Raw genomic sequence first — 22,581 nt, 5'->3', positions numbered from 1 at the left:
CAGTATAACGCCGGGGAGGAGATGTCGGTGCCGAGCATCGAGTGGTTTCGATGACGCCCGGGTCGCCGGTTTCGTTTGCCTTGATTGGGGTCGCGCTCGCGATACTGATCGCTGTCGCAGTGTGGATCCTCTACACCGGCCTGCGCGCCAGACGCGAGGCGGTGGAGGCGTTTGCGGCCAATACCCGGTTGGAGGCGATGCTGGCCTCGGCACCGGCGCTCGCGTTGCTGGTGCGCGCCGATGGGCGGGTCGAATGTCCGCCACGGCTTGCCGATTGGCTCGGGCTGACGACGACGCCGCGCTATCTCGCTGATCTGACGACGACGATGTCGACGATCGCATCGGGCGCGGGCGGTGGGTTGTCGCTTGAGGATGCCGCAGCGCTTTCCGCCGACATTGCCGCCGCGCAGAAATCGGGGCGACCGTTTTCGCGGGCGGTACGCGCGCAGGGTTCGGCGCGCGCGCTGATGCTGCGCGGCGCGCGGGCGGCACGCGACGTGCAGGCACCCGGTGGCGTGATCATCTGGGTGTTCGATGCAACCGAGAGCGAGGCTGAGATCGCACGGCTCGACGCGGCGGTGGCGGAGGTGACCACCTATTATGAGGAATTGAGCGGGGTCATCCAGGCCGCACCGATGCCGATGTGGTATCGCGGCGCCGATCTGCGCCTCGCGATGGTCAATTCGCATTATGTCGCCGCGGTTGAGGGCGCGTCGGAAGCCGACGTCATTGCGCGCGGGCTGGAGCTGGTCGAGGGGTCGGGGGTTGGCGGGCCGTTGGCGAGTGCAGTGCTGGCGCGCGATGCCAAGGCGGTGCAATCGCAAGCGATGCCGGCGACGATCCGTGGCGAGCGACGCATGCTGCGCGTGTACGATGCGCCGCTGTCGACTGGCGGGGTGGCGGGCTTCGCGATCGACATCGAGGATCTGGAGCAAGCGCGCGCGCGGCTGAAGCGCTTCGACGATGCGCAGCGCGCGATGCTCGACCGGCTTTCGGCGGGCGTGGTGCAATTCGCATCCGACCGCAGCCTGGTGTTCTGTAACCAGCCGTTCCGCCGGCTGTTCGCGATGAAGAGCGAATGGCTCGCCGACCGCCCCGAATTCGACCGCGTGCTGGAACGGATGCGCGAAACCCAGCGCTTGCCCGAAGTGCGCGACTTCCCGGGCTGGAAGGCCGAGCGGCGCGACTGGTTTCTGGCGGCGGGCGGCGGGCAGGAGGAGGAATGGCACCTGCCCGGTGGGGTGCATTTGCGCGTTGTCGCGCAGCCGCTCCCCGATGGCGGATTGCTGCTGATCTTCGAAGATCGCACCGAACAAGTCCAGTTGGCGAGCGCGCGCGACACCTTGCTGCGCGTGCGCACCGCGACGTTCGAAAATCTGTACGAGGCGCTCGGCGTCTTCGCCGCCGATGGCCGCCTGCAATTGTGGAACAACAAGTTTCGGATCGTATGGGGTTTCGACGAAGCATTCCTGGCGACGCATCCGCGGGTCGACGCGCTGGCTGAAGTCGCCGCGCAGCAGCTTGCCAATCCGGCGCGCGCGGTGTTGATCGGCGATCTCGTGCGTGCGGCAACGGTCGAGCGGCAGCAGCGCGGCGGGCGCGCGGCGTTTAAGGACGGGCGGCATTTCGAGTTCGCTGCAGTGCCTTTGCCCGATGGCAATGGGTTGTTCACGATGCTCGATATTTCCGACAGCCGCCGGATCGAGACCGCGCTGCGCGATCGCAACGAAGCGTTGGAGGCGGCGGACCGGATCAAGACCGCCTTCGTCGCGACGATGAGCTACGAGTTGCGCACCCCGCTGACCTCGATCAGCGGCTTCGCCGAGATGCTGAACGAGGGCTATGCCGGCAAGCTGAGCAAGACGGCGTCAGGCTATGTCGAGGCGATCCTCGAATCGGTCGAGCGGTTGGGGATGCTCGTCGATGAGGTGCTCGATTTGACCCAGGCCGAGGGCAAGGAGCCCGTGCTTGAAATGCTCGAGGTCGAACTCGATACGGTGGCGCGCGCCGCCGCCGATACCGTCGCGCCGCTCGCGAAAAAGCGCGGGCTGGATTTTGCGGTGGAAATTCACGCCTCGACCGGCGCCACGAAGGGCGATGCCAAACGCCTTCAACAAGTGGTCGAGCATCTCCTGCGGCATGCCGTGGCGGGCGCTTCGGAGGGCGGGTGCATCCTGCTCCACACCGATGGGACAGCAGCGGCGGCGCGGATCGTCGTCTCGGACGATGGCGCAGGCATGAGCGCGGAATCGGTCGCGCGCGCCTTTGATCGCTTCGGCCAGCCCGGTATCACGCGCAGTGGTGAGCGCGCGCTGGGGCTGGGTCTGCCGCTCGCAAAGCAATTCGTCGAGGCGCATGGCGGGACGATCGCGCTCGTGTCAGAGCGGGGGCAGGGAACGTTGCTGACAGTGACGTTGCCGCGGCGATAGCTTGCCGGTCAGTGGATATGCGCACAGTATATGCGCATAAAATGGAGGCTGTGATGGCGACTCGCTTAGCAGGAGACGATAAGCCCAGGGCCGTGCGCAAAGCGAAAAATGTGTCGCTGGACGTGGCATTAGTGGCGATGGCGAAGGAACTCGGCCTCAATGTCTCGCGGGGTTGTGAGGCGGGGCTGGCGGCGGCGATCGCCGAAGAACGGCGAAAACGTTGGCTCGAAGAGAATCAGGACTCGATCGACGCGTCTAATGCTTGGGTTGCAGACCATGGGCTGCCGCTCGAAAAGTATCGATTGGCCTAATGCCGGGGTTTGACGTTTACCGACACCCGGGCGGGCGGGGATATCTTTTGGATTGCCAGACCGACTTTCTGTCGGGCCTCGACACGCGGTTAACGGTCCCGCTGTTCTTGCTGGAGGATTATCCGCGACCGGCAGCGCGTTTGAACCCGGTCTTCGTTGTCGAAGACCTCAGCGTGGTGATGATGACGCAATATATCGCAGCCATCGAAAAACGGCGCTTGGGGCGATCGGTGGGTTGGCTGGCGACCGAGCAAGATGCGATCATGAACGCCCTCGACATGTTGCTGACGGGATATTGAGGTGATCCTCGACAACCCCGCCGCGAGCGCGGCGTTCGGCGCACGGCTGGCCGCGCTGGTCGCGCCCGGCGACGTCGTGACGCTGTCCGGGCCGTTGGGCGCGGGCAAGACCAGCGTCGCGCGGGGCCTGCTCGCCGCGCTCGGATTGGCGGGAGAGGCGCCCTCACCGAGTTTTGCGATCGTGCAGCCTTATGACGTGCCCGAAGTGCGCATGCCCGTTCTGCATATCGATCTGTACCGGATCGATGACCCCGAGGAGATCGACGAACTGGGGCTCGATGAGGCGGCAAGCGATTCGGTGCTGGTGGTCGAATGGCCCGAACGCGCACCTGGTTGGTGGCCCTACGCCCTCGCGCTGACGCTGGAGATGCTGCCCGATGGCAGCCGTCGCTTGACAGCCGCCGTTCCGCCGGGCTGGAAGGCGCGATGGCAGCAGATATGACACCCCCGGCGGCGGCGGCCGCGTTCCTGGCCGCGAGCGGGTGGGGCAGCGCGGACATTTTGCCGGTCGCCGGCGATGCGTCGTTCCGTCGGTATTTCCGGGCGGTGGAGGCGACGCGCAGCGCGATCCTGATGGATGCGCCGCCGCCGCACGAAGACCCGCAGCCGTTCCTCCAAATGGCGCGCTGGCTTACCGCGAACGGCTTTGCTGCGCCCGAGATTTACGGCGAAGATCCCGAGCACGGGCTGGTCCTGCTGCAGGATTTCGGCGACGTCCGGATGCGTGAGACGGTTGACGCGGAACCGGCGCGCGAGCTGGCGCTATATAGCGCGGCAATCGACATTCTGGTGTCGCTGCGTAGCCACGACGCCGCGCCGCTAGCGCGGTATGACCGCGCGGTCCTGCACCGTGAGGCCAATTTGCTGACCGAATGTTATTGTCCGGCGCTCGGCATCGAAGCCGATCAGGCGGCCTATGCAGCCGCGTGGGATACGGTTTTCGAGCAGGTTTTGGGCGGCCCGCAAGTGACCGTGTTGCGCGATTTCCACGCCGAAAATCTGATGCTGATCGGGCCCGATACGCTCGGTTTGCTCGATTTTCAGGATGCGCTGGCGGGGCACCCGGCGTATGATTTGGTGTCCTTGTTGCAGGATGCTCGGCGCGATGTCAGCGAGCACGTCGAGGCCGCGATGCTGGCGCGATACAAGGCTGTGGTGCGGACCGATGCCGGGTTCGACGCCGCTTATCACGTGCTCGGCGCGCAGCGGAATGCCAAGATCATCGGCATTTTCACGCGGCTGTGGCAGCGTGACGGCAAGCTGCGCTACCCCACTTTATGCCCGCGCGTCTGGCGCTATCTCAACCGCGATCTCGATCATCCTGCGCTTGCGCCGGTCAAAGTGTGGTTCGACGCGACGATCCCGCTCGAACTGCGCGGCGACCCGCTGGCGCTGTCGTCATGCTGAGACCCAAACGTACGCTCCATATCCGGCCCGATCCGGGTGGGGAGGTGCCGAAAACGGCGATGGTGATGGCGGCGGGCCTGGGCAAAAGAATGCGCCCGCTGACCGCGACGCGCCCCAAGCCGCTGGTCGAAGTGGCCGGAAAGCCGCTGATCGATCACGTGTTCGATCGGCTGCGCGCAAGCGGCGTCGAGCGCGCCGTGGTCAACGTGCATTATCTGGCGGACGCGCTGGAGGCGCACTTGAACAATCGGGTTGCCGGGATCGACCTGGTCGTTTCCGACGAACGCAAGCGCTTGATGGAAACTGGCGGCGGCATCGTGCAGGCGCGCGATCTGATCGGCGATGCGCCCTTCCTGGTCGTCAACAGCGACAATCTGTGGGTGGACGGGCCGTCCGATGCGATCCGGATGCTGTCGGCGCAGTGGGACGATGCGCGGATGGACGCGCTGCTGCTGATGGTGCCGCTCGCGCGCGCCAATCATCATAGCGGACAGGGCGATTTCCGGCTCGCGCCCGATGGCCGGATCCTCGGGCGGCGGCAACCGGGCAAGCTCGCCCCGTTCGTTTATACCGGTGTGCAAATCCTCTCCCCGCGCGTAATCGCGGATTGGCCGGAGGGGCCGTTCTCGACCATGCTGTTCTGGGAACGCGCCATTGCAGCGGGACGCGCTTACGGCCTGGTTCATCAGGGGCTGTGGTTCGATGTCGGCACTCCGGCCGCGGTCGGCAAGACCGAGGCGATGCTCGCCGATGGCTGAGCGCAAGGCCCCGCAGCTTTTCACGATTCCGGCGCACCGCGCCTTTGCCGATGCACTGGCGGCGGGGTTGATCCGGCAGTTTGTCGGCAAGGATCTTGAGCTGGCGCGCGGGCTCGTCTTGCTGCCGAATAACCGCGCCAAGCGCGCGCTGACCGACGCCTTCGTGCGGGCAAGCGGCGGTGGTCTGTTATTGCCGCGACTGGTGGCGATCGGCGATCCGGGGATCGACGAGGCGATCGGCGCTGCACTCGATCCGGCGGACGATACGGATCCGCTGCCGCCCGCTGTCGCGCCGCTCGAACGCCGCATGATCCTGGCGCGGCTGGTGTCGGAGGAACGCGCGCGTGGCGGGCAGCCGGTCGATGCGGCCGAGGCAGTGCGCTTGGCCGGCGATCTCGCGCGGACGCTCGATCAATTGCTGGTCGAGGAAATCGCCCCCAGACGCTTGCGCGAGATCGAGCTGAACGAGGCGATGTCGGCGCATTGGCAGCGTGCGCTCGATCTGTTCGGGATCGTGCTCGACCGTTGGCCGGCGGAGCTTGCGACGCTGGGCCGGATCGATGCGGCGGCGCGGCGCGGCGCGATGCTGCGGCGGCTGGCCGAGCGGTGGCAGGATACGCCGCCGGCGGGGTTCGTCTGCGCTGCGGGGATGACCGACAGCGCCCCCGCCGTGGCGAAATTGCTGCTCAGCATTGCGGATTTGCCGCGCGGCATGGTGGTGCTCGCCGATCTCGCGACGGGGATGGACCCGAACGAATGGGATGCCCTCGGGCCGTTCGACCCCGATCCTGCGACCGGGCTGACACGGCGATCGATCGAAACGCACCCGCAATTCCATTTGAAGCTGTTGCTTGAGCGAATGAGCGTCAATCGCAGCGAATTCCGTACCTGGCGCGACGGCAGCGATCATGATGCCACGGTTGCGCGCGGCAAGGCGGTGGCGAACGCGCTGGCATCGGCGGAGTTCACCGCGAAATGGACGACGCTCGGGCCCGAACAAAGGCGCATCGGTGGCATTGCAGCGGCAGAACTCGCGACGCCGGGCGAAGAGGCGCAAGCGATTGCGCTCGCGCTGCGCGAGGTGGCGGAGACGCCGGGGCGGACCGCAGCGTTGGTCACGCCCGACCGCGGCCTCGCGCGACGCGTGGCGGCGCATTGCGCGCGCTGGGGGATCGCGGTCGATGATTCGGCGGGACGACCGCTGTCGATCCTGCCGTCTGGCACGCTGCTGACGGCGCTGGCGGAGGCGGCGACGCAGCGCTTCGCGCCGCTGGCCTTGCTGACGTTACTGAAACATCCGCTGGTGCGCTTCGGTACGGCGCGGACCGACTGGCTTGACGGCGTGCGGGCGCTGGACCGGACGATGCGCGGGCCACGTCCGGCGGCGGGGCTGGCGGGGATTGACGCGCACTTGCGCAGTGCGCGGCGCGCGCAAGTGGCGCTGGCGTGGTGGCCCGAGGCGCGCGACGTGCTCGCACCGATCGAACACGCGTTCGCGGGCGGCGCGCAACCGCTGGCGCGTTTGCTGGCCGGGCTGCGCGAAACCGCGCAGGCGCTGTGCGGCGATGCTTTGTGGTCGGGGCCGGCCGGACGCGCCGCCGCCGATTTGCTGCGCGCGGCCGAGGAGCATGCCGCGCATGGCCCCGCGACGATCGATCCGGCCAGCCTCGCGCCGTTGCTCAAGACCTTGATGGACGAAATCGCAGTACGTCCGCCGCAGGGCGGGCATCCGCGCCTGGCGATCTACGGCCTGATCGAGGCGCGCTTGCAGACCGCTGATCTGATGATTCTCGGCGGGTTGAACGAAGGGACTTGGCCCGGTCTGCCAGCGCCCGACCCGTGGCTTGCGCCGCGTATCAGAACCGAACTCGGGCTTCCGGGGCTCGATCGCGGCGTGGGTGTGGCGGCGCATGATCTGGCGCAAGCGCTCGGCGCGCCCGCCGCGCTGATGACGCGGGCGCGGCGTGGGGGAACGCAACCCGCCATCGCCTCGCGTTTCTGGCTGCGGTTGCAGGCGCTGGCGGGGGAGAAATTCGAACGCGCGTCGGCGCTGGAAGGATGGGCGCGCGCGCTCGATGATCCAGGCCATTATGAGGCAGCACCCAAACCGGCCCCGGTCCCCGCAGCAGCGCTACGCCCCAAGAAGATCGCGGTGACCGATGTCGACCGACTCAAGGCCGATCCGTACGCCTTCTACGCCAAGCGCATCCTCGGGCTGGTCCAGCTCGATCCGGTCGATGCCGATCCGAGCGCGGCGTGGCGCGGCACGGCGGTGCACGATATTCTGGAGCGCTGGGCGCGCGAAGATGGATGCGCGCTCGACCGGCTGCACGATCGCGCGCGCGCGATGTTCGACGATGCGCATCCGATGCAGCGCGCGTTGTGGCGGCCGCGGCTGATGGAGGCGATCGACTGGATCGTCGCCGAGATGGGGCGCAATCTCGATGCAGGTCGTACCGTTCTGGCGGTCGAGGAATCGGGCCAGATCGACATCGCCGGAGTCACGCTGACAGGCAAGTTCGACCGGATCGACCGCTTGCCCGATGGGGCGATCGCGGTAATCGATTACAAGACCGGCAAGGCACCGTCCTCGGCGGCGGTGCGCGAGGGGTTCAGTCTGCAATTGGGCTTGCTCGGCCTGATTGCCGAGCGGGGCGGCTTTACCGGGATCAGCGGGGCGGCGCGCGGCTTCGAATATTGGTCGCTGACCAAGAATGGCGACTCGTTCGGACGCGCCACCTCGCCGGTCGATCCGGCTGGCAAGGGCGACAAGGTCTTGCCCGAGGATTTCACCACGCTCGCCGCACGGCATTTCAGCGCGGCAGCTGCGGACTGGCTGACCGGGGACTGCGCGTTCGAGGCGAAGTTGCATCCCGAATACGCGCCTTATGCCGAGTACGATCAGTTGATGCGGCGTGACGAATGGTACGGGCGTGACTAGCCGTAGGCCCCTCCCGATCCTGAAGGATGCGCAAGCGCAAGCGAGCGATCCGGGCGGGCATGTCTGGCTCTCCGCCTCCGCCGGGACCGGCAAGACGCAAGTGCTAACTGCGCGCGTCTATCGGTTGTTGCTGCGCGGGGTCGATCCGGCGGCGATCCTGTGCCTGACCTTTACCAAGGCGGGGGCGGCCGAGATGGCCGGGCGGATCGGCGCGCGGCTGGCAGCATGGGTGCGGATGCCGCGGCCCGAGTTGGTGAGTGATCTCGGCGCGCTCGGCGAAGGTCCGAGCGACGCGCTGATCGCCCGCGCGCGCACGCTGTTCGCGCGCGTGCTCGATGCGCCCGGCGGCGGCATCCGCATCCAGACGATCCACGGTTTTTGCCAGAGCCTGCTATCGGCCTTCCCGGTCGAGGCGGGGCTCGCGCCCGGCTTCCGCCCGATCGAAGCGCGCGAAGAAGCGGTACTTGCGCGCGAGGCGCTCGCCGAATTGCTCGTCACCGCCGAGTCCGAGGGGCGCGATGTGACGGTCGCAACGGTCGGGGCGTTGAGCCTCAGGCTGGGCGAGGGCGGGGCCGAGCGCTTCCTGCTAGCTTGCGCCCGCGCGCCCACCGCGATGGCCGAATTGCCGATGGGGGAGGGCGTTCACCCCTTCATCCGCCGTGCGCTCGATCTGCCGACCGGCGAAATCGAGGCCGAAATCGCCGATGCCTGCGGCGATGCCGCGTTCGATGTCGATGCGGTCGCGCGGCTGGCGGCGGCAAACCGCGCCTGGGGAACGGCGACCGGCGGCAATTACGCCGATATCGCCGAATGCTGGATCGAAGCGGCACCCGAGATGCGCGCGCGGATGCTCGGCGATTTAATTGGCGTGCCCTTCACCGCCAAACGCGAACCGCGCAAATATTCGCCCAAGCTCCTCGCCGCCGATTCCGATTATGCCGATCTCGCGTTCGAAGTGGGCGAAGCGTGCGCCGAGCTGCTGTCGCTGCGCGAGCGTGCCGCTTATGCCGATCTGCTCGCGGCGGGCCTGTCAGTCGGGCGCGACTATGCGGTGACGTATGAGCGCGCGAAGCGGCGGATTGGCGCGGTCGATTTCGACGATCTGATCCGCGCGACGATCGCGCTGCTTGGCCAGCCGGGGATGGGCGATTGGGTGCGCTACAAGCTCGATCAGGCGACCGATCATGTCCTGATCGACGAAGCGCAAGATACCAATCTCGACCAATGGAAGATCGTCCAGGCAATTGCCGAGGAGTTCTTCGCGGGTGAGGGCGCGCACGGCGACCAGCTCCGCACGCTTTTCACCGTGGGCGATTTCAAGCAGGCGATCTTCGGCTTTCAGGGCACCAATCCGATCTATTTTCGGGGCGCCGAGCGGCATTTCGAGCGGCTCGCGCAAGACGCGTGGGCGGCGGATGCGGAACAGCGCCGCTCCGGCATCATGCGCGCGCGGCCGTGGAACCGCCTCTCGCTGACGCAATCGTTCCGCTCGACCCGGCCTGTGCTCGAATTCGTCGATGCCGCGATCGAGGCGCTGCCCGAACCGGGGCTCGGCGCGATCGCCGACCGCGAAGTCCATGCGAGCGAAGTGCCGGGGCCGGGCACCGTCTCGCTCTGGCCGCTCGTCGTGGCGGGTGGCTCCGAGGAGGATGAGGAAGAGTGGATTTCGGATTCGACCCGCGAGCTCGCGCGCCAGATCGCGCGCACGATCAAGGGGTGGATCGGCACGCTGATGCTGGAAAGCAAGGGGCGTACGCTGCGGCCCGAGGATGTCATGATCCTGGTCAAACGGCGCGGCGAACTCGCTTCGCTGATCGTCGCGCGGCTCTATGCCGAGGGTGTGCCGGTTGCGGGTGTCGATCGGCTGCGGCTCAACGCGCCGCTATCGGTGCAGGATTTGCTCGCCGCGATCCGTTTCGTGCTGCAGCCCGACGATGATCTGTCGCTGGCGTCGCTGCTCGTCTCGCCGCTGATCGGGTGGAGCCAAGAGCGGTTGATGGCGGAGGCCCCGCGCGGATCGCTCAGCCTGTGGCGGCACCTCACGCGGCCCGGCGGTGCGCCCGATCTCGCGCCGCTGTTCGCGTTGCTCGCGCGGGCGGATATCGCCACGCCGTACCAGTTTCTGGAGGAAATTCTGTCGGGCCCGCTTGGGGGACGGCGCAAGCTCGTACAGCGGCTGGGGCAGGAGGCGCGCGATCCGATCGAGGAAGTGCTCACCGCCGCGCTCGATTTCGAATCGCTCGGTACGCCGTCGCTGCAACGTTTCCTCGACTGGTTCGATCGCGGCGAAGTGGAGATCAAGCGCGACCCATCCGCCCCGCTCGATGCGGTGCGCGTGATGACCGCGCATGGCGCAAAAGGACTGCAAGCGCCGCTGGTGATTCTGGCCGATGCAGCGGTCGATCCGACGCGCGCGCCACGCTCGACCCTGAAATGGCGCGCAGGCGAGATGACGGCAGACCTGCCCGTGATCCGCCCGCGCAAGGGCGAGGCAACCGGACCTCTCGCCGCCTTGGTCGAGGCGACGGCGGCGAGCGATCTCGAGGAGCATTGGCGGCTATTCTACGTCGCCGCGACACGCGCCGAGGAGCGGTTGGTGATCGCAGGGTCGGTTGGCCCGCGCGCGCAGGGCGTGGCGCCCGAGCTCAGCTGGTACGCCGCCGCCGACCGCGCGATGCTGGCGCTCGGTATCACAGGCGAGGGTCCGCGCGATTTCGCGGGCCGCGTCCCGCAACCCCCGGCCGCACCCGATCGCAAGGGTACGCGGGTAGTGGCCGAGACTCCAGCCCTGCCGGACTGGGCAACGCAGCCCGCGCCGGTCGAAGCGCGTCCACCACGACCGCTCGCGCCGTCTTCGCTGGGCGAGGATCTGGTGGCAGATGCACCACCGACCGAGCTGATGCGCGCGGCGGCGGAGCGGGGGCGGCTGATCCACGCCTTGTTCGAACGTCTTCCGGCGGTGGCCCCGGAGCTGCGCGCCGAGGCGGCAGACCGGTGGCTCGCGCGGGTCGGTGCGGTGGCCGATGTTGCGTTGCGGGCGGAGATTGCCGCTCCGGTGCTGGCGGTGCTCGACGATCCCGTCTTTGCCGCGCTGTTCGGGCCCGATTCGCTGGCCGAAGCGCCGATTGCCGCCGTGCTGCCCGACGGTTTCGTCGTTTCGGGTACGGTCGATCGCTTGCTGGTGACGCCGGACCTGGTCCACGTGATCGATTTCAAAACCGGGCGGGGTGTACCGGCGACGCCCGACGCAATCCCGCCTTACCATGTGCTGCAAATGGCGGCGTACGCTGCGGCACTGGCGGTGATCTTTCCCGGGCGGCGGATCGAGTCGGCGTTGCTCTATACCAGCGGGCCGGTGCTTCACGTGCTGGATGACGCCCGATTGGACGCGCACAAGCCCGGCTTTCCCCCGACGGAGCAAAGCTAAGGCGCGCGCGCTTGAGTGGACGCATCCGACACCCTATTTTACGCTTAACCACAGGAGATACATCATGGCCACCAAGCACATTACCGACGCCAGCTGGGATGCCGACGTCATCAACGCGACCGGCCCCGTTCTCGTCGATTTTTGGGCGGAATGGTGCGGCCCGTGCAAGATGATCGGGCCGAGCCTGGAAGAGATTTCCGAGGAACTGGGCAGGCAAGTGACGATCGCCAAGCTCAACATCGACGACAATCCTGACGCGCCGGGCAAATATGGCGTGCGCGGCATTCCGACGATGATCCTGTTCAAGGACGGCGTTCCCGCCGCGACCAAGGTCGGCGCCGAACCCAAGGGCCGGTTGAAAGCATGGCTTGAGGGCGAGTTGGCTGGTGGTCAATCCGCCGACGCTGCAATACGATAATGCGATGAGCATCGGGATCGGACACAATCGAGCGGATTTCCGGCGCGCGAGCGGGGGGAACAGCATGTACGCGATCGTCTTCGATCTTGATGTCACGATGCTCGAACAGATGTCTCCGACGCCGTCTAGGCGGAACGCCTATCGCGACGTCGGTGACATCCTGAACCGACGCGGGTTCGAGCGTCAGCAAGGTTCGACCTATTTCGGCAATGAGCGAACCACCGCGGTCGATTGCGTCCTCGCCGTGCAGGAACTCAAGCGGACCTATGACTTGTTCCAGCCTTCGGTCAGCGACATCCGCATGCTGCGGATCGAAGAGAACAACGATCTGTCGCCTGCGCTCGAGTGATCAGCTCCGATAATCGGCGTTGATCGAGATATAGCCATGGGTGAGGTCGCACGTCCACACGGTCGCGCGGCCTTCGCCTCGCCCGAGATCGACGCCGATTTCGATATCCTGCCCTTTAAGGTGTCCGGCGACCGGGGCCTCGTCATAGCCTTCGACTGCTAGGCCGCCCTGCGCGACCTGGGTGTCGCCGAAGCGTATGCTGAGCAAGTCGCGCTCGGCGGGTTCACCGGCCTTGCCGACCGCCATCACCACACGACCCCAATTGGCGTCCTCGCCCGCGATTGCGGTCTTGACGAGGGGCGAATTGGCGATGCTCAGCGCGATCGTGCGCGCGCTCGCGTCGCTCTCGGCACCGGTCACTGCGATCTCGATGAATTTCGACGCGCCTTCCCCGTCCCGCACGACGAGGTGCGCGAGCTGCAGGCACAGGTCCGACAAAGCCGCGCGAAAGGCATCGGCCCCGGCATCGTCGGACGCGGCTAGCGGCGCATTGCCTGCCGCGCCCGTGGCAAAGGCGAGGACGGTGTCGCTGGTCGATGTATCGCTGTCGACCGTGATGCACGCGAAGCTCGCGCGGTTCGCTTCGGCGAGTGCTGCCTGCAGGAACACCGGCTCGACCGCGGCATCGGTGAAGATAAAGCCCAGCATCGTCGCCATATCGGGGGCAATCATCCCCGACCCCTTGATGATCCCGACCAGCGTGACGGTGCGGCCATCGACGATCGCCGTGGTCATCGCGCCCTTGGCGAAGGTGTCGGTGGTGCCGATCGTGTTGGCGGCATCCTCCCACGAACAGGGTGCTGCGGCGAAGGCGGCATCGAGCCCAGCTTCGGCCTTGTCGATCGGCAGCGGCACGCCGATTACCCCGGTCGACGCAACGAAGATGTCGGAGGGCTGGCACCCCAAATGCCCTGCCGCGCGCGCCGCGATTGCCTCGACCGCCGCGCGCCCGCGCTGCCCGGTAAAGGCGTTGGCGTTGCCGGCATTGACCACCAGCGCGCGCGCTTGTCCCAGCACGAGGGCCGCACGGCACCATTCGACCTCGGGCGAGGGGCATTTGCTTTGCGTCGTGACCCCGGCGACGCTGGTGCCGGGGGCGAGTGTGATGAAGGTCAGATCGCAGCGATCCCAGCTCTTATAGTGCGCGCGTGCGACATGCGGGGTGACACCGGCGATCGGCGGCATCGCGGGGAACGGGCGGGCGAGCGGCGAGGGGGTGTGTGGCATCCGGGAATCCAGACCTTTGGGGGGCAATCGGGTGCCCGCGCGCTGACACGCGACCCGCGCTTTTGCAAGAAAACAGTGTCCCGGATTAAGACTTTGCTAACCATAAGAAGCGCTGGTCGAAATCGTAAACGGTGCGTTAACTTGATGCCATGCAACACACCTTCCTCCCGACCGCGCCCGTCGCTCGCCACCCCTTTCGTCAGGCGTTGGTGCTGACTCGGATCGAACAGGCGCGGACTCGCGACGACAACGATATCAAGCTGTTCGCGCTGGCGTTTTCGGCCTTCTTCATCTGTTTTTACACCTTCATCGGGTAAAGGTCGCGCTTAGTCGCAGGCGAGATGGAGCTTTTGGGCTAGCCAAGCGGCGATCGGGCTCATCACCGCCACCACCAGCAACATGTTTTCCGACGTAACCCCGGCGAAGGAGAGGCCCTGTACCGCCACCGCTCCGGTCACCATCGCACCGGCATTGACGACATTGTTGGCGGCAACCGTCCGCGCGGTCTGATCTTTGGTCACGGTCGTCGTCAGAAAGGCATAAAGCGGCACGACGAACATACCGCCGCTGACTGCGATGCCCATCAGCACCAGCAGCACGAGGATCGCGCGCGGGATTTGAATGAAGTCGACCAGATCGTACAGCGTTCCTACCGGCGCGGCGGGCCATCCCCGACACAAAAGCGAGAAAGCGACGACGAAAGCGCCCATCACAAGGACGGCGGCCGGCCCGTACCGCGCCGAGGTATGCCCTTTCAGCAACGCGTTGATCAGAACCGATCCGACCGCGACGCCGATCGAAAACAAGGCGATCATCAACGTCGAGACATGTTTGTCGGCGGTCAGCACGTTCTTGGCGAGCGGCGGGAAGATGATGATCAGCACCGCGCCCATCGTCCAGAAAAAGCTGATCGCGCAAATCGCCAGGAACAGGCGGCGGATGTGCATCGTGCCCGAAATCAGCCGCCACGATGCGGTGAACAGGTTGTAATCGATCGTGAGTGGCGGCCCTTCGCGCGGCGCGGTCGGGATCTGGAACGACACCGCCCATCCGATCAACGCGACGACGAGCACTGCGATCGCGGCGTGTTGCACCGCCATGATTCCGGCGAGCACGGTGCCGAGCAGGATCGCGATATAGGTTCCCGCCTCGACCAGGCCAGTCCCGCCGAGCACTTCATCCTCGTGCAGATGCTGTGGCAGGATCGCATATTTGATCGGACCGAAGAAGGTCGAATGTACGCCCAGACATAGGACCGCGCCCAGCATCAAGCCCAGCCCGATCTGAGTCATGCCGTACAAGGCCAGCATCATCCCCCCGGAACCAAGCAACATGATCGCGATTTCGGCAGTCTTCACGATGCGGATGATCTTCGCTTTGTCGTGGCTATCGGCCAATTGTCCGGACAGCGCAGACAGTAGCATGAACGGCAAGATCCCCAGCGCGGTCGCGATCGCGTTGAAATTCTGTTCGGTCTCGGCGCTGTTGTAAATGTGGTAGGTCGCGAACAGCACCAGGCTCGTCTTGAACAGATTGTCGTTGAAGGCTCCCAGAAACTGCGTCACGAAAAGTGGCAGAAAACGGCGCTCTTTCAGCAAGCCGAGCGCATTGAGCATGGTGTCGTCGGGGCCTCAAAATGGCGGAACAAGTCCCGTCCATAGACCAGTGGTGCCAGCGCCAGCAACCCGCTTGTCGCGATCCGGCGTGGCATTCGTTTGCGGCGGTGGGGTTTCGCCCGCCGCCTCGCGTCGCTAGAGCAGGATTGTGCTGACTTTACCCAATCTTCTCACCCTGTCGCGGATCGTCGCGGTCCCATTGCTCGCTTGGTTCCTGTGGTGGCCGGGGTGGGCCGACGGCTATGCAATCGGCTTCGTCTTATACTGCCTGATGGGCATCACCGATTATTTCGATGGCTATCTGGCGCGCGCCAAGGGGACGGTGTCGAAGCTCGGCGTGTTTCTTGATCCGATCGCCGATAAGATCATGGTCGCGGCGGTGATCCTGCTGCTGGTCGGCACGCGTGACGGCAACCCGGCGGTGATTCAGGGCGTGCATCAAATCGCCGCGCTGATCATCTTGCTGCGAGAGATTGCGGTGTCGGGGCTGCGCGAATTTATGGCGCAGTTGCAGGTGTCGGTGCCGGTTTCGAAATTGGCAAAATGGAAGACGACGCTGCAATTGGTTGCGCTAGGCGCCTTGATCCTGGGCGGCGCGGTGCCGTTGCATCCATGGGTCGGGCAAGTCGGGCTGGGGGCTTTATGGGTCGCGGCGGTTCTGACGGTCATCACTGGCTGGGATTATCTCCGAGCCGGTCTGAAGCATATGGATTGATCAAGTGGGACTTGAGTTGGTATACTTCGCGTGGGTGCGCGAGCGGATCGGGCACGGGAGCGAGACGGTCCATCCGCCTGCCGATGTCGTCACGGTGGCAGGTTTGATCGATTGGCTGGCCGCGGGCAGCGCCGTTCATGCGGCGGCATTTATCGACCGAACACGGTTGCGTGCGGCGGTCGATCAGACCTTCGTTGGGCTGGATGCGTCGGTGATCGGCGCGCGCGAAGTGGCGATCTTTCCCCCGGTGACGGGCGGATGATTACCGTCGGTGCGGCGCCAATCGATGCAGGCATCGAGTGCGCCGCGATTTCGGCCACGGGGGCAGGGGGGATCGCGACCTTTGTCGGGCTCGTGCGCGCGGACGACGGCGTGGCGACGCTGGAACTTGAACATTATCCGGGCGCGACAGAGGCGGCGCTGGCGATGCTCGCGGCACGCGCGGTGGAGCGGTGGGGGCTGATCGACGCACGGATCACCCACCGCGTCGGCGTCATGGTCCCGGGAGATATCGTGGTGTTCGTAGGCACCGCAGCGGCGCACCGCGCGGCCGCGCTCGAAGCGTGTGCATTTCTGATTGATCGGCTGAAGACCGACGCGCCGTTCTGGAAGAAGGAAACGCGCGGGGACGATGCGAGCTGGGTAGAACCGCGCGGCAGCGACGATGCCGCCGCCGCGCGGTGGAGTCATTAGCCGAGCTTCGGCAGAACCACGCCGTTCACGACGTGAACGACACCGTTCGACTGCTTGACGTCGGGAGTCTCGATGAAGCTCTTATTGCCGTTGACATCGGTCAGCTCAACCGCCGTCGCGCTGACGTCGAGCGTCAGCGGCTCACCTTCGACTGTGGTCAGCACGACCTTGCCGCCGCTCGTCTTTGCCCGGGCTTGCAGATCGGCAAACGTGATCGTGCCTGGCACGACGTGGTACGTCAGCACCTTGGCGAGGGTCGCCTTGTTTTCGGGCTTGAGCAGGTTCTCGACCGTGCCGGGTGCCAGCCGGGTAAAGGCATCATTGGTCGGCGCAAACACCGTGAATGGACCGGGGCCCGACAGCGTGGTCGCAAGGCCTGCGGCCTTTATCGCCGTGACCAGGGTCGAGAGGTTGGGGGCCGCCGCGGCGTTGACGGCGATCGGCTGGGTCGCGTCCATCGCGACGCCGCCGACCATCGGATTTGCAGCAGCGGCGGGTGCAGCAGGCGCAGCGGTTGTCGGCGCGGACGTCGTTGGCGCAGCGGTCTGCGCGGTCGCGGTCGCTGCGATCGAAACGGCACCGGCGATCGCGGCGGTCAGGTACAAAGTGCTCTTGGAAATCATGAGTTTCTCCACTCGAAACGGGCGCGTCCAGGTAGGACTGCGCAGGAGAGATACGAGCGAGCGGCGATTTGGTTGCCTAGACCGCCTCGGCGAGCGCGGTCGCGAGCAGCTGAAAATCCTTCTCGCGCGGCGAGCCGCGCCGCCATACCAGCGCAATGTGGCGCGACGGGTTGGTCGCGTCGAGCGGCCGCGCGACCAGCCCGGTATGATCGAGAATGCCCGCCTTCAGCGCCATTTCGGGCAGCATCGTGAGACCGAGACCATTGTCGATCATTTGGACGATCGTATGCAGCGACGTTCCCATCATCGTCGCCTCGGCGCGCAATTCAGGGCGGGCGCATGCCGATAACGCATGATCCTTCAGACAATGCCCGTCCTCGAGTAACAGCAGACGTGTTTCGTTGATCTCGCTTGAGGGCATGGCGAGCGTGAGATTGCCCATTTCTCCGGGCTGCCCCGCGATGAACAATTTGTCGTCGAACAGAATTTGCGACGCCACCTCGCCGCAGGCATAGGGCAAGGCAAGCAGCACGCAATCGGCGCGGCCGTGGTGCAAGCCTTCACAGGCCGGGCCGCTCGGTTCCTCGCGCAGGAACAGTTTCAGATCGGGATAATCGCGGCGCAGGCGCGGCAGGATGCGCGGCAGCATGAACGGCGCAATCGTCGGGATGACGCTCATGCGCATTTCGCCCGAAAGCGGTCGTCCCGCCGCGCGCGCCATGTCACCCAGTTCCTCGGCTTCGCGCAGCACGCGGCGCGCCTTGTCCGCGATCCGGTCGCCAAGCGGAGTAAAGCGCACCACGCGGCGCGTCCGCTCGACCAAAACAACCCCGATGAGCGTTTCGAGTTCGCGAATCCCGGCCGACAGAGTGGATTGCGTCACGAAGCACGCTTCGGCCGCGCGCCCGAAATGGCCATGATCCTGCAACGCCACGAGATATTGCAATTGTTTCAACGTAGGCAGGTAGGTCGCCATTTATCGCTCCACTCGATCAGGAGGCGACAAATAACCTATTGGATCGATAACCAACAGCCCCTATATCGGGCGCGCAGAGACGGTAGGAAATATCGCGCGCGAGGATGTCGACGAGGCCCCGTTTTATCAGGAGGCCAGATTCATGCTTACCATCGGCGACACACTCCCCGCCTTCACCATTCCCGTCCAGCAGGGCGTATCCGCGCTCCCCGCTGGCGAAACGCTCAGCCAAGATGCGTTCCCCGGCAAGTGGAAGGTGCTGTTCTATTGGCCGAAGGATTTCACCTTCGTCTGCCCGACCGAGATCGTCGGTTACGCAAATCTGAAGCAGGATTTCGAGGATCGTGACGCCGTGCTGATCGGCGCATCGACCGACACCGCGCACGTCCATCTTGCCTGGCGCAAGTCGGATCCCGATCTGGCGGCAGCGGATTTCCCGTGGCTGGCGGATAATGGTGCAGTGCTCGCCTCGGCGCTCGGCATTCTCGACAAGAACGAGCATGTCGCGTTCCGCGCGACCTTCATCATCGATCCCGACAACATCATTCAGGCGGTGCAGGTCAACGGCCTGAACGTCGGCCGCAACCCGGCCGAGACGCTGCGCGTGCTCGACGCGCTGCAGACCGACGAGCTGTGCCCGTGCAACTGGAACAAGGGCGACGACGTCCTGAAGCTGGCGGCGTAACCAGCGCAAAATTCCCCTCCCGCTTGCGGGAGGGGCTAGGGGAGGGCAGTTCCGCAAGGTCTGGCCTCCCTTTTTACGACATCCCCTCCCCAACCTCTCCCGCAATCGGGAGGGGAGTAGAAGGTACATTATGTCACTCAAGGATTTCGCCGGGACGCTCCCGGATTTCGCCAAGGACATTCGGCTCAATGTCGGGTCGCTGCTCAACGAGGCGCATCTGCCCGATCAGCAGAAATTCGGCCTGATGCTCGCCTGCGCGCACGCCACGGGGTACAAGCCGTTGGTCGACGCTGCAGAACTCGAATGCCCGCCCAAGCTCTCGCCCGAAGCCGCCAATGCGGCGCGCGGGGCGGCGGCGGTGATGGCGATGAACAACGTCTATTATCGCTTCACGCATCTCGCCGGAAACGACGAATATCAGCGCATGCCCGCCAAGTTGCGGATGAACCTGATCGGCCAGCCGGGCATCGACAAGGTCGATTTCGAGCTGTTCAGCCTTGCCGTCAGCGCGATGAACGGCTGCGGCATGTGCATCGACAGCCACGAACAGATCCTGAAGAAGGCCGGCACCACGGCCGAGGCGATCCAGACCGCGGTGCGAATCGGTGCGGTGATGAAAGCGGTCGCGACGGTGCATTCAGCGCTGAACTGATGGTCTGGCCTCAGGCGAGCGCCGCCCAGATCGAATAGGCGCTCGTCACGGTCAGCAATGCGCCGACCATCCCCATGAGCGGGCGTGGGGATACGCGCTTGGCGATCACCGCGCCGAACGGTGCGGCAAGTAGACCGCCGATCAAAATCCCCAGCGTCTGTAGCGTGAAGGCGGCGAACCCCAACGTCGCGATAAAGGTCGCAGAGATCGTTGCGGTCAGGAAGAATTCGGACGTGTTGACCGTGCCGATCGTGGTGCGCGGCGCGGCGCCCTGCACCAAAAGGTTGGAGGTCACCACCGGCCCCCAGCCACCGCCGCCCGCCGCATCGAGGAAACCGCCCACAAAACCGAGCGGCTCAATGATCTTGGGCTCGCGCGGTTCGACTCGCCCGCGATAGGCGCGATAGAGCAGATACAGGCCGATCGCGGCGAGATATGCCATCACGAAAGGTCGCGCGACCGTCGCATCGATGTTGCTGAGAACATAGGCCCCAAGCATGCCGCCGAGCACGCCGGGGATGACGAGCCGCCGGAACAGCCGCCAATCGACATTGCGGTGCACGATGTGGCTCACGCCCGATGCCGCCGTGGTGAACGTCTCGACCGCGTGGACGGTGGCTGAAGCAAGCGCCGGTGACACGCCGAGGAACGCGACCAGCAACGTATTGTTGATGATCCCGAACGCCATGCCGAGCGCGCCATCAACCATTTGCGCGGCAAACCCGACAAGGATGAAGGGCAGCATCACCGCGAAAATCGCTGCAAAATCTACGGATGAGAAGTCTGGCATAGTTGATCTTGCACCGAGCAGCTCAAATCCTACAAGCGAGATAGGGTTTAGAGCGCCCAAGTTAACGATGGGACGGTTCTTTAATTTGGTGGACCGACGCCCTAAATAGTCGCCGATACATAGGGGACACCGGCATGATGGGACGATTGATCGCCTATCTCGATTCGATCAAAGCGCGCGATCCGGCACCTCGATCGCGATTGGAAATTCTGACCTATCCGGGCGTGTGGGCGCTCGGCTATCATCGCATCGCGCACGCGCTCTTCAAGCTGCGGCTGTTCTTTCTCGCGCGCGCGGTCAACCATTTCTCGCGCTTCCTGACCGCGATCGATATCCATCCGGGTGCGACGATCGGTCGCAACTTCTTCATCGACCACGGCTTCGTCGTGATCGGCGAGACCGCGCTGATCGGAGACAATGTCACGATTTATCAGTGCGTGACGCTGGGCGGCACTAATCCCGACAATGGCGTGGCAGGCAAGCGCCACCCGACCTTATGCGACAATGTCATCATCGGATCGGGCGCGCAGGTGCTCGGGCCAATCACGCTCGGCAAAGGCTCGCGCGTCGGCGCCAATGCTGTCGTCACGCGCGACGTGGTCGAGGGCGCGGTCATGGTCGGCATCCCTGCGCGCGCGACGATGGTCGAGGGCGGGCAGAAGCCGAGCGGCTTTCTGGCGTACGGCACGCCCTGCAGCGAGATGTTCGATCCGGCGACGCAGAAGGTCGAATTGCTTCGTTGTGAGCTGGAGACGATGCGCAAGCGGCTCGATGCATTGCTCGCGGAGAATGAGGATTTGCGCGATCGTGCGTAATCGGATGCCGGTCGTCTGATGGGGACAGTTACCCCATTTCCGACCCCGCGCGGTTCAGCGCCCCAGATCGGGTTCGAGCGACTTGAGCTTACCCGCATCCTCGATCTCTACGGCCGGATGGTCGCGGCGGGACTGTGGCGTGATTATGCGATCGAATTCGCGCAGGACGCGGCGATCTTCGCCGCCTTCCGCCGCGCCGCCGAGCGGCCCGAATTCAGGATCGAAAAACGCCCGTCGCTGCGCAACAAGCAAGGCATGTGGGCGCTGGTCGGCGAGCAGGGCGCGGTGCTGAAGCGCGGGCACGAGCTTGGCCCGGTGCTGGCACCCGTTGAGCGGCGGCTGATGAAGATCGTGGAGTAGCAAGCAGGGCCGGACGCGCCGCGAGCGGGCCGCGCGTCCGGTATTCGTTAGGCTGCGACCATCTGGCCCACTGGCGGCAAGCGCTCGCCCACGCTGCCGAGCAGCCCCACGACGACCCGCCGCATTGCGGGCCAAAACGCCGACAGCGTGAGCAGCGCCGATCCGATCACCAAAGCCGTGAACGCCCAGGCGAGCTCGACCGCGCCGGCATTCTGGAACAGTGCGTACATTGCATAAAGAACATAGACGAGGCTGGAGACGAGCAACGCGCGCCGATCAACTGCCAGCGCGACGAAGGCGAAAGCGAGGTACAGACCGAGCACGATCAGCGCGGTGCCGATGCCGATGTCGCCGCCGAACACGCCGAGCATGTGGAACACCGGATGCGCGATCATCGGCGCGGCGGCAAGGTGAAGCCAGAAGGCAACATCCGAACGGCGCGTCCGGCGCTCGCGATCCGACACGTCCCAGCGCATCGCCAGCGCGAACACGGCAATGCCGCACACCAGCAACAGCGGATAGATCGCGTCCTTGGCGGTCGGGATTGCCGCCATGACCAGCCCGATCACGACCGCGACCGAAGCGGCAGCACCCGCCGCGACGGTGATCGGCACCATGAAACGCCGCCAGTGCAGCCACGCCGCGCCCGCTGCCACCAGCGCAATCCCTGCGCCGATCGCCGCGTTGGTCGAGTCGGAAAAATCGGGCTTCAGCTCGATTAGCACGCCCACGAGGGTTGCCGCGACGCCGCCGACGAAAGCGAGCAGCAAGAGGATGCTCGGCAGCGCCATCCGCCGTGCGCGCGTAAAATATTCGGCGAGCGCCCAGGCGCTGACGGCGACGAGGGCCCCTGCCAGCGGCGTGGTAATCGACTTGCCGATCCACGCCACCGCGACCAGCACCAGTGCGACCGCGATCGAGACAAAAATATCGTTGAAGCCCGACAATAGCCGGAAATGCTCTTCGTCGACGGCCGGCGCGGCATGGCTGGCGGCGATGTGGTTGCGCAATGCGGCGGCGGCCTGAGCGCTGATCGCCCCCGCCGTCACTGCGCCGTCGATATCGCTTTCGCTATACATGGTGGTCCCTC

24 protein-coding genes are annotated in these 22,581 nt (G+C 65.5%); 18 read left to right on the top strand and 6 right to left on the bottom strand.

Features of this window, described 5'->3' with window-relative positions; genetic code table 11:
* Positions 1-50 precede the first annotated feature (50 nt).
* The 10 genes from IEV62_RS03655 to IEV62_RS03610 all read left to right on the top strand — a co-directional run bounded on the left by IEV62_RS03655 (position 51) and on the right by IEV62_RS03610 (position 12,339).
* The gene (locus IEV62_RS03655; RefSeq protein ID WP_188445505.1) at positions 51-2,429 is read left to right on the top strand and encodes a sensor histidine kinase; all 2,379 of its coding nucleotides are present in this window, start codon (positions 51-53) and stop codon (positions 2,427-2,429) included.
* A gap of 92 nt (positions 2,430-2,521) precedes the next feature.
* Positions 2,522-2,740 carry a type II toxin-antitoxin system CcdA family antitoxin gene (locus IEV62_RS03650; protein WP_308510500.1) on the top strand — a complete coding sequence of 73 codons (219 nt, stop codon included), beginning with the start codon at positions 2,522-2,524 and terminating at the stop codon, positions 2,738-2,740.
* Positions 2,741-2,787: 47 nt separating this feature from the next.
* Positions 2,788-3,039 carry a CcdB family protein gene (locus IEV62_RS03645; protein WP_229732802.1) on the top strand — a complete coding sequence of 84 codons (252 nt, stop codon included), beginning with the start codon at positions 2,788-2,790 and terminating at the stop codon, positions 3,037-3,039.
* 1 nt (position 3,040) lies between these two features.
* A complete protein-coding gene (tsaE, locus tag IEV62_RS03640; protein WP_188445503.1) occupies positions 3,041-3,481 on the top strand; it encodes a tRNA (adenosine(37)-N6)-threonylcarbamoyltransferase complex ATPase subunit type 1 TsaE in 441 nt (146 codons plus the stop codon).
* A complete protein-coding gene (locus IEV62_RS03635; protein WP_188445608.1) occupies positions 3,478-4,446 on the top strand; it encodes an aminoglycoside phosphotransferase family protein in 969 nt (322 codons plus the stop codon). Before tsaE ends, IEV62_RS03635 begins: the two co-directional genes overlap by 4 nt.
* On the top strand, positions 4,440-5,204 hold the full coding sequence (locus IEV62_RS03630) for a nucleotidyltransferase family protein (protein ID WP_188445502.1): 765 nt from the start codon (positions 4,440-4,442) through the stop codon (positions 5,202-5,204). Before IEV62_RS03635 ends, IEV62_RS03630 begins: the two co-directional genes overlap by 7 nt.
* A complete protein-coding gene (gene addB, locus IEV62_RS03625) occupies positions 5,197-8,145 on the top strand; it encodes a double-strand break repair protein AddB (RefSeq protein WP_188445501.1) in 2,949 nt (982 codons plus the stop codon). The genes IEV62_RS03630 and addB overlap by 8 nt, the downstream gene beginning before the upstream one ends.
* Positions 8,138-11,572, top strand: coding sequence for a double-strand break repair helicase AddA (gene addA, locus IEV62_RS03620; protein ID WP_188445500.1), 3,435 nt, complete (start codon positions 8,138-8,140; stop codon positions 11,570-11,572). Before addB ends, addA begins: the two co-directional genes overlap by 8 nt.
* Before the next feature lie 64 nt (positions 11,573-11,636).
* Positions 11,637-11,990, top strand: a complete 354-nt coding sequence (gene trxA, locus IEV62_RS03615) for a thioredoxin TrxA (RefSeq protein ID WP_188445499.1) — start codon at positions 11,637-11,639, stop codon at positions 11,988-11,990.
* 4 nt (positions 11,991-11,994) lie between these two features.
* Entirely contained in the window at positions 11,995-12,339 is a 345-nt protein-coding gene (locus IEV62_RS03610) for a virulence factor (RefSeq protein ID WP_229732801.1), read from the top strand.
* Here the strand turns inward: IEV62_RS03610 and argJ are convergent, their stop codons facing one another.
* Positions 12,340-13,566 (bottom strand): bifunctional glutamate N-acetyltransferase/amino-acid acetyltransferase ArgJ, encoded by a 1,227-nt coding sequence (gene argJ / locus IEV62_RS03605; protein ID WP_188445498.1) that lies wholly within the window; start codon positions 13,564-13,566, stop codon positions 12,340-12,342. It abuts the gene before it with no gap.
* A gap of 149 nt (positions 13,567-13,715) precedes the next feature.
* On the opposite strand from argJ, the gene IEV62_RS03600 reads away from it, so the two are divergent.
* Positions 13,716-13,883 carry a hypothetical protein gene (locus IEV62_RS03600; RefSeq protein ID WP_188445497.1) on the top strand — a complete coding sequence of 56 codons (168 nt, stop codon included), beginning with the start codon at positions 13,716-13,718 and terminating at the stop codon, positions 13,881-13,883.
* A gap of 9 nt (positions 13,884-13,892) precedes the next feature.
* On the opposite strand, the gene IEV62_RS03595 is transcribed toward IEV62_RS03600, so the two are convergent.
* Positions 13,893-15,182 carry an MFS transporter gene (locus IEV62_RS03595; protein WP_188445496.1) on the bottom strand — a complete coding sequence of 430 codons (1,290 nt, stop codon included), beginning with the start codon at positions 15,180-15,182 and terminating at the stop codon, positions 13,893-13,895.
* 148 nt (positions 15,183-15,330) lie between these two features.
* On the opposite strand from IEV62_RS03595, the gene pgsA reads away from it, so the two are divergent.
* The 3 genes from pgsA to IEV62_RS03580 are packed head-to-tail and all read left to right on the top strand — an operon-like array spanning position 15,331 to position 16,590.
* Positions 15,331-15,897 (top strand): CDP-diacylglycerol--glycerol-3-phosphate 3-phosphatidyltransferase, encoded by a 567-nt coding sequence (gene pgsA, locus IEV62_RS03590; protein WP_188445495.1) that lies wholly within the window; start codon positions 15,331-15,333, stop codon positions 15,895-15,897.
* Positions 15,898-15,901: 4 nt separating this feature from the next.
* Positions 15,902-16,159 carry a MoaD/ThiS family protein gene (locus IEV62_RS03585; RefSeq protein ID WP_188445494.1) on the top strand — a complete coding sequence of 86 codons (258 nt, stop codon included), beginning with the start codon at positions 15,902-15,904 and terminating at the stop codon, positions 16,157-16,159.
* Complete coding sequence (locus IEV62_RS03580; protein WP_188445493.1) at positions 16,156-16,590, top strand: molybdenum cofactor biosynthesis protein MoaE; 435 nt, start codon at positions 16,156-16,158, stop codon at positions 16,588-16,590. Before IEV62_RS03585 ends, IEV62_RS03580 begins: the two co-directional genes overlap by 4 nt.
* Here the strand turns inward: IEV62_RS03580 and IEV62_RS03575 are convergent.
* Positions 16,587-17,213: a fasciclin domain-containing protein gene (locus IEV62_RS03575; RefSeq protein ID WP_188445492.1), complete on the bottom strand. Its 627-nt coding sequence runs from the start codon at positions 17,211-17,213 to the stop codon at positions 16,587-16,589. The genes IEV62_RS03580 and IEV62_RS03575 overlap by 4 nt on opposite strands.
* Before the next feature lie 76 nt (positions 17,214-17,289).
* Positions 17,290-18,189, bottom strand: a complete 900-nt coding sequence (locus tag IEV62_RS03570; RefSeq protein ID WP_188445491.1) for a LysR substrate-binding domain-containing protein — start codon at positions 18,187-18,189, stop codon at positions 17,290-17,292.
* A 142-nt stretch (positions 18,190-18,331) separates the two neighbouring features.
* Here IEV62_RS03570 and IEV62_RS03565 point away from each other — a divergent pair, with 142 nt between their 5' ends.
* Both IEV62_RS03565 and ahpD read left to right on the top strand, forming a co-directional pair.
* Positions 18,332-18,874, top strand: coding sequence for a peroxiredoxin (locus tag IEV62_RS03565; RefSeq protein ID WP_188445490.1), 543 nt, complete (start codon positions 18,332-18,334; stop codon positions 18,872-18,874).
* Between the two features lie 130 nt (positions 18,875-19,004).
* On the top strand, positions 19,005-19,526 hold the full coding sequence (ahpD, locus tag IEV62_RS03560) for an alkylhydroperoxidase, AhpD family (RefSeq protein ID WP_188445489.1): 522 nt from the start codon (positions 19,005-19,007) through the stop codon (positions 19,524-19,526).
* A 10-nt stretch (positions 19,527-19,536) separates the two neighbouring features.
* Here ahpD and IEV62_RS03555 read toward each other — a convergent pair whose 3' ends face one another.
* Positions 19,537-20,316, bottom strand: coding sequence for a sulfite exporter TauE/SafE family protein (locus IEV62_RS03555; RefSeq protein ID WP_188445488.1), 780 nt, complete (start codon positions 20,314-20,316; stop codon positions 19,537-19,539).
* Between the two features lie 134 nt (positions 20,317-20,450).
* On the opposite strand from IEV62_RS03555, the gene epsC reads away from it, so the two are divergent.
* Both epsC and IEV62_RS03545 read left to right on the top strand, forming a co-directional pair.
* Positions 20,451-21,131 (top strand): serine O-acetyltransferase EpsC, encoded by a 681-nt coding sequence (gene epsC, locus IEV62_RS03550; protein WP_188445487.1) that lies wholly within the window; start codon positions 20,451-20,453, stop codon positions 21,129-21,131.
* A gap of 18 nt (positions 21,132-21,149) precedes the next feature.
* Complete coding sequence (locus IEV62_RS03545) at positions 21,150-21,491, top strand: DUF2794 domain-containing protein (RefSeq protein ID WP_188445486.1); 342 nt, start codon at positions 21,150-21,152, stop codon at positions 21,489-21,491.
* Between the two features lie 47 nt (positions 21,492-21,538).
* On the opposite strand, the gene IEV62_RS03540 is transcribed toward IEV62_RS03545, so the two are convergent.
* Entirely contained in the window at positions 21,539-22,570 is a 1,032-nt protein-coding gene (locus IEV62_RS03540; protein WP_188445485.1) for a hypothetical protein, read from the bottom strand.
* Between the last annotated feature and the right edge of the window lie 11 nt (positions 22,571-22,581).

The organism is Sphingomonas psychrolutea (genome assembly GCF_014636175.1).
GTDB lineage: Bacteria > Pseudomonadota > Alphaproteobacteria > Sphingomonadales > Sphingomonadaceae > Sphingomonas > Sphingomonas psychrolutea.
This window is presented reverse-complemented; position numbering and strand designations above follow the sequence as displayed.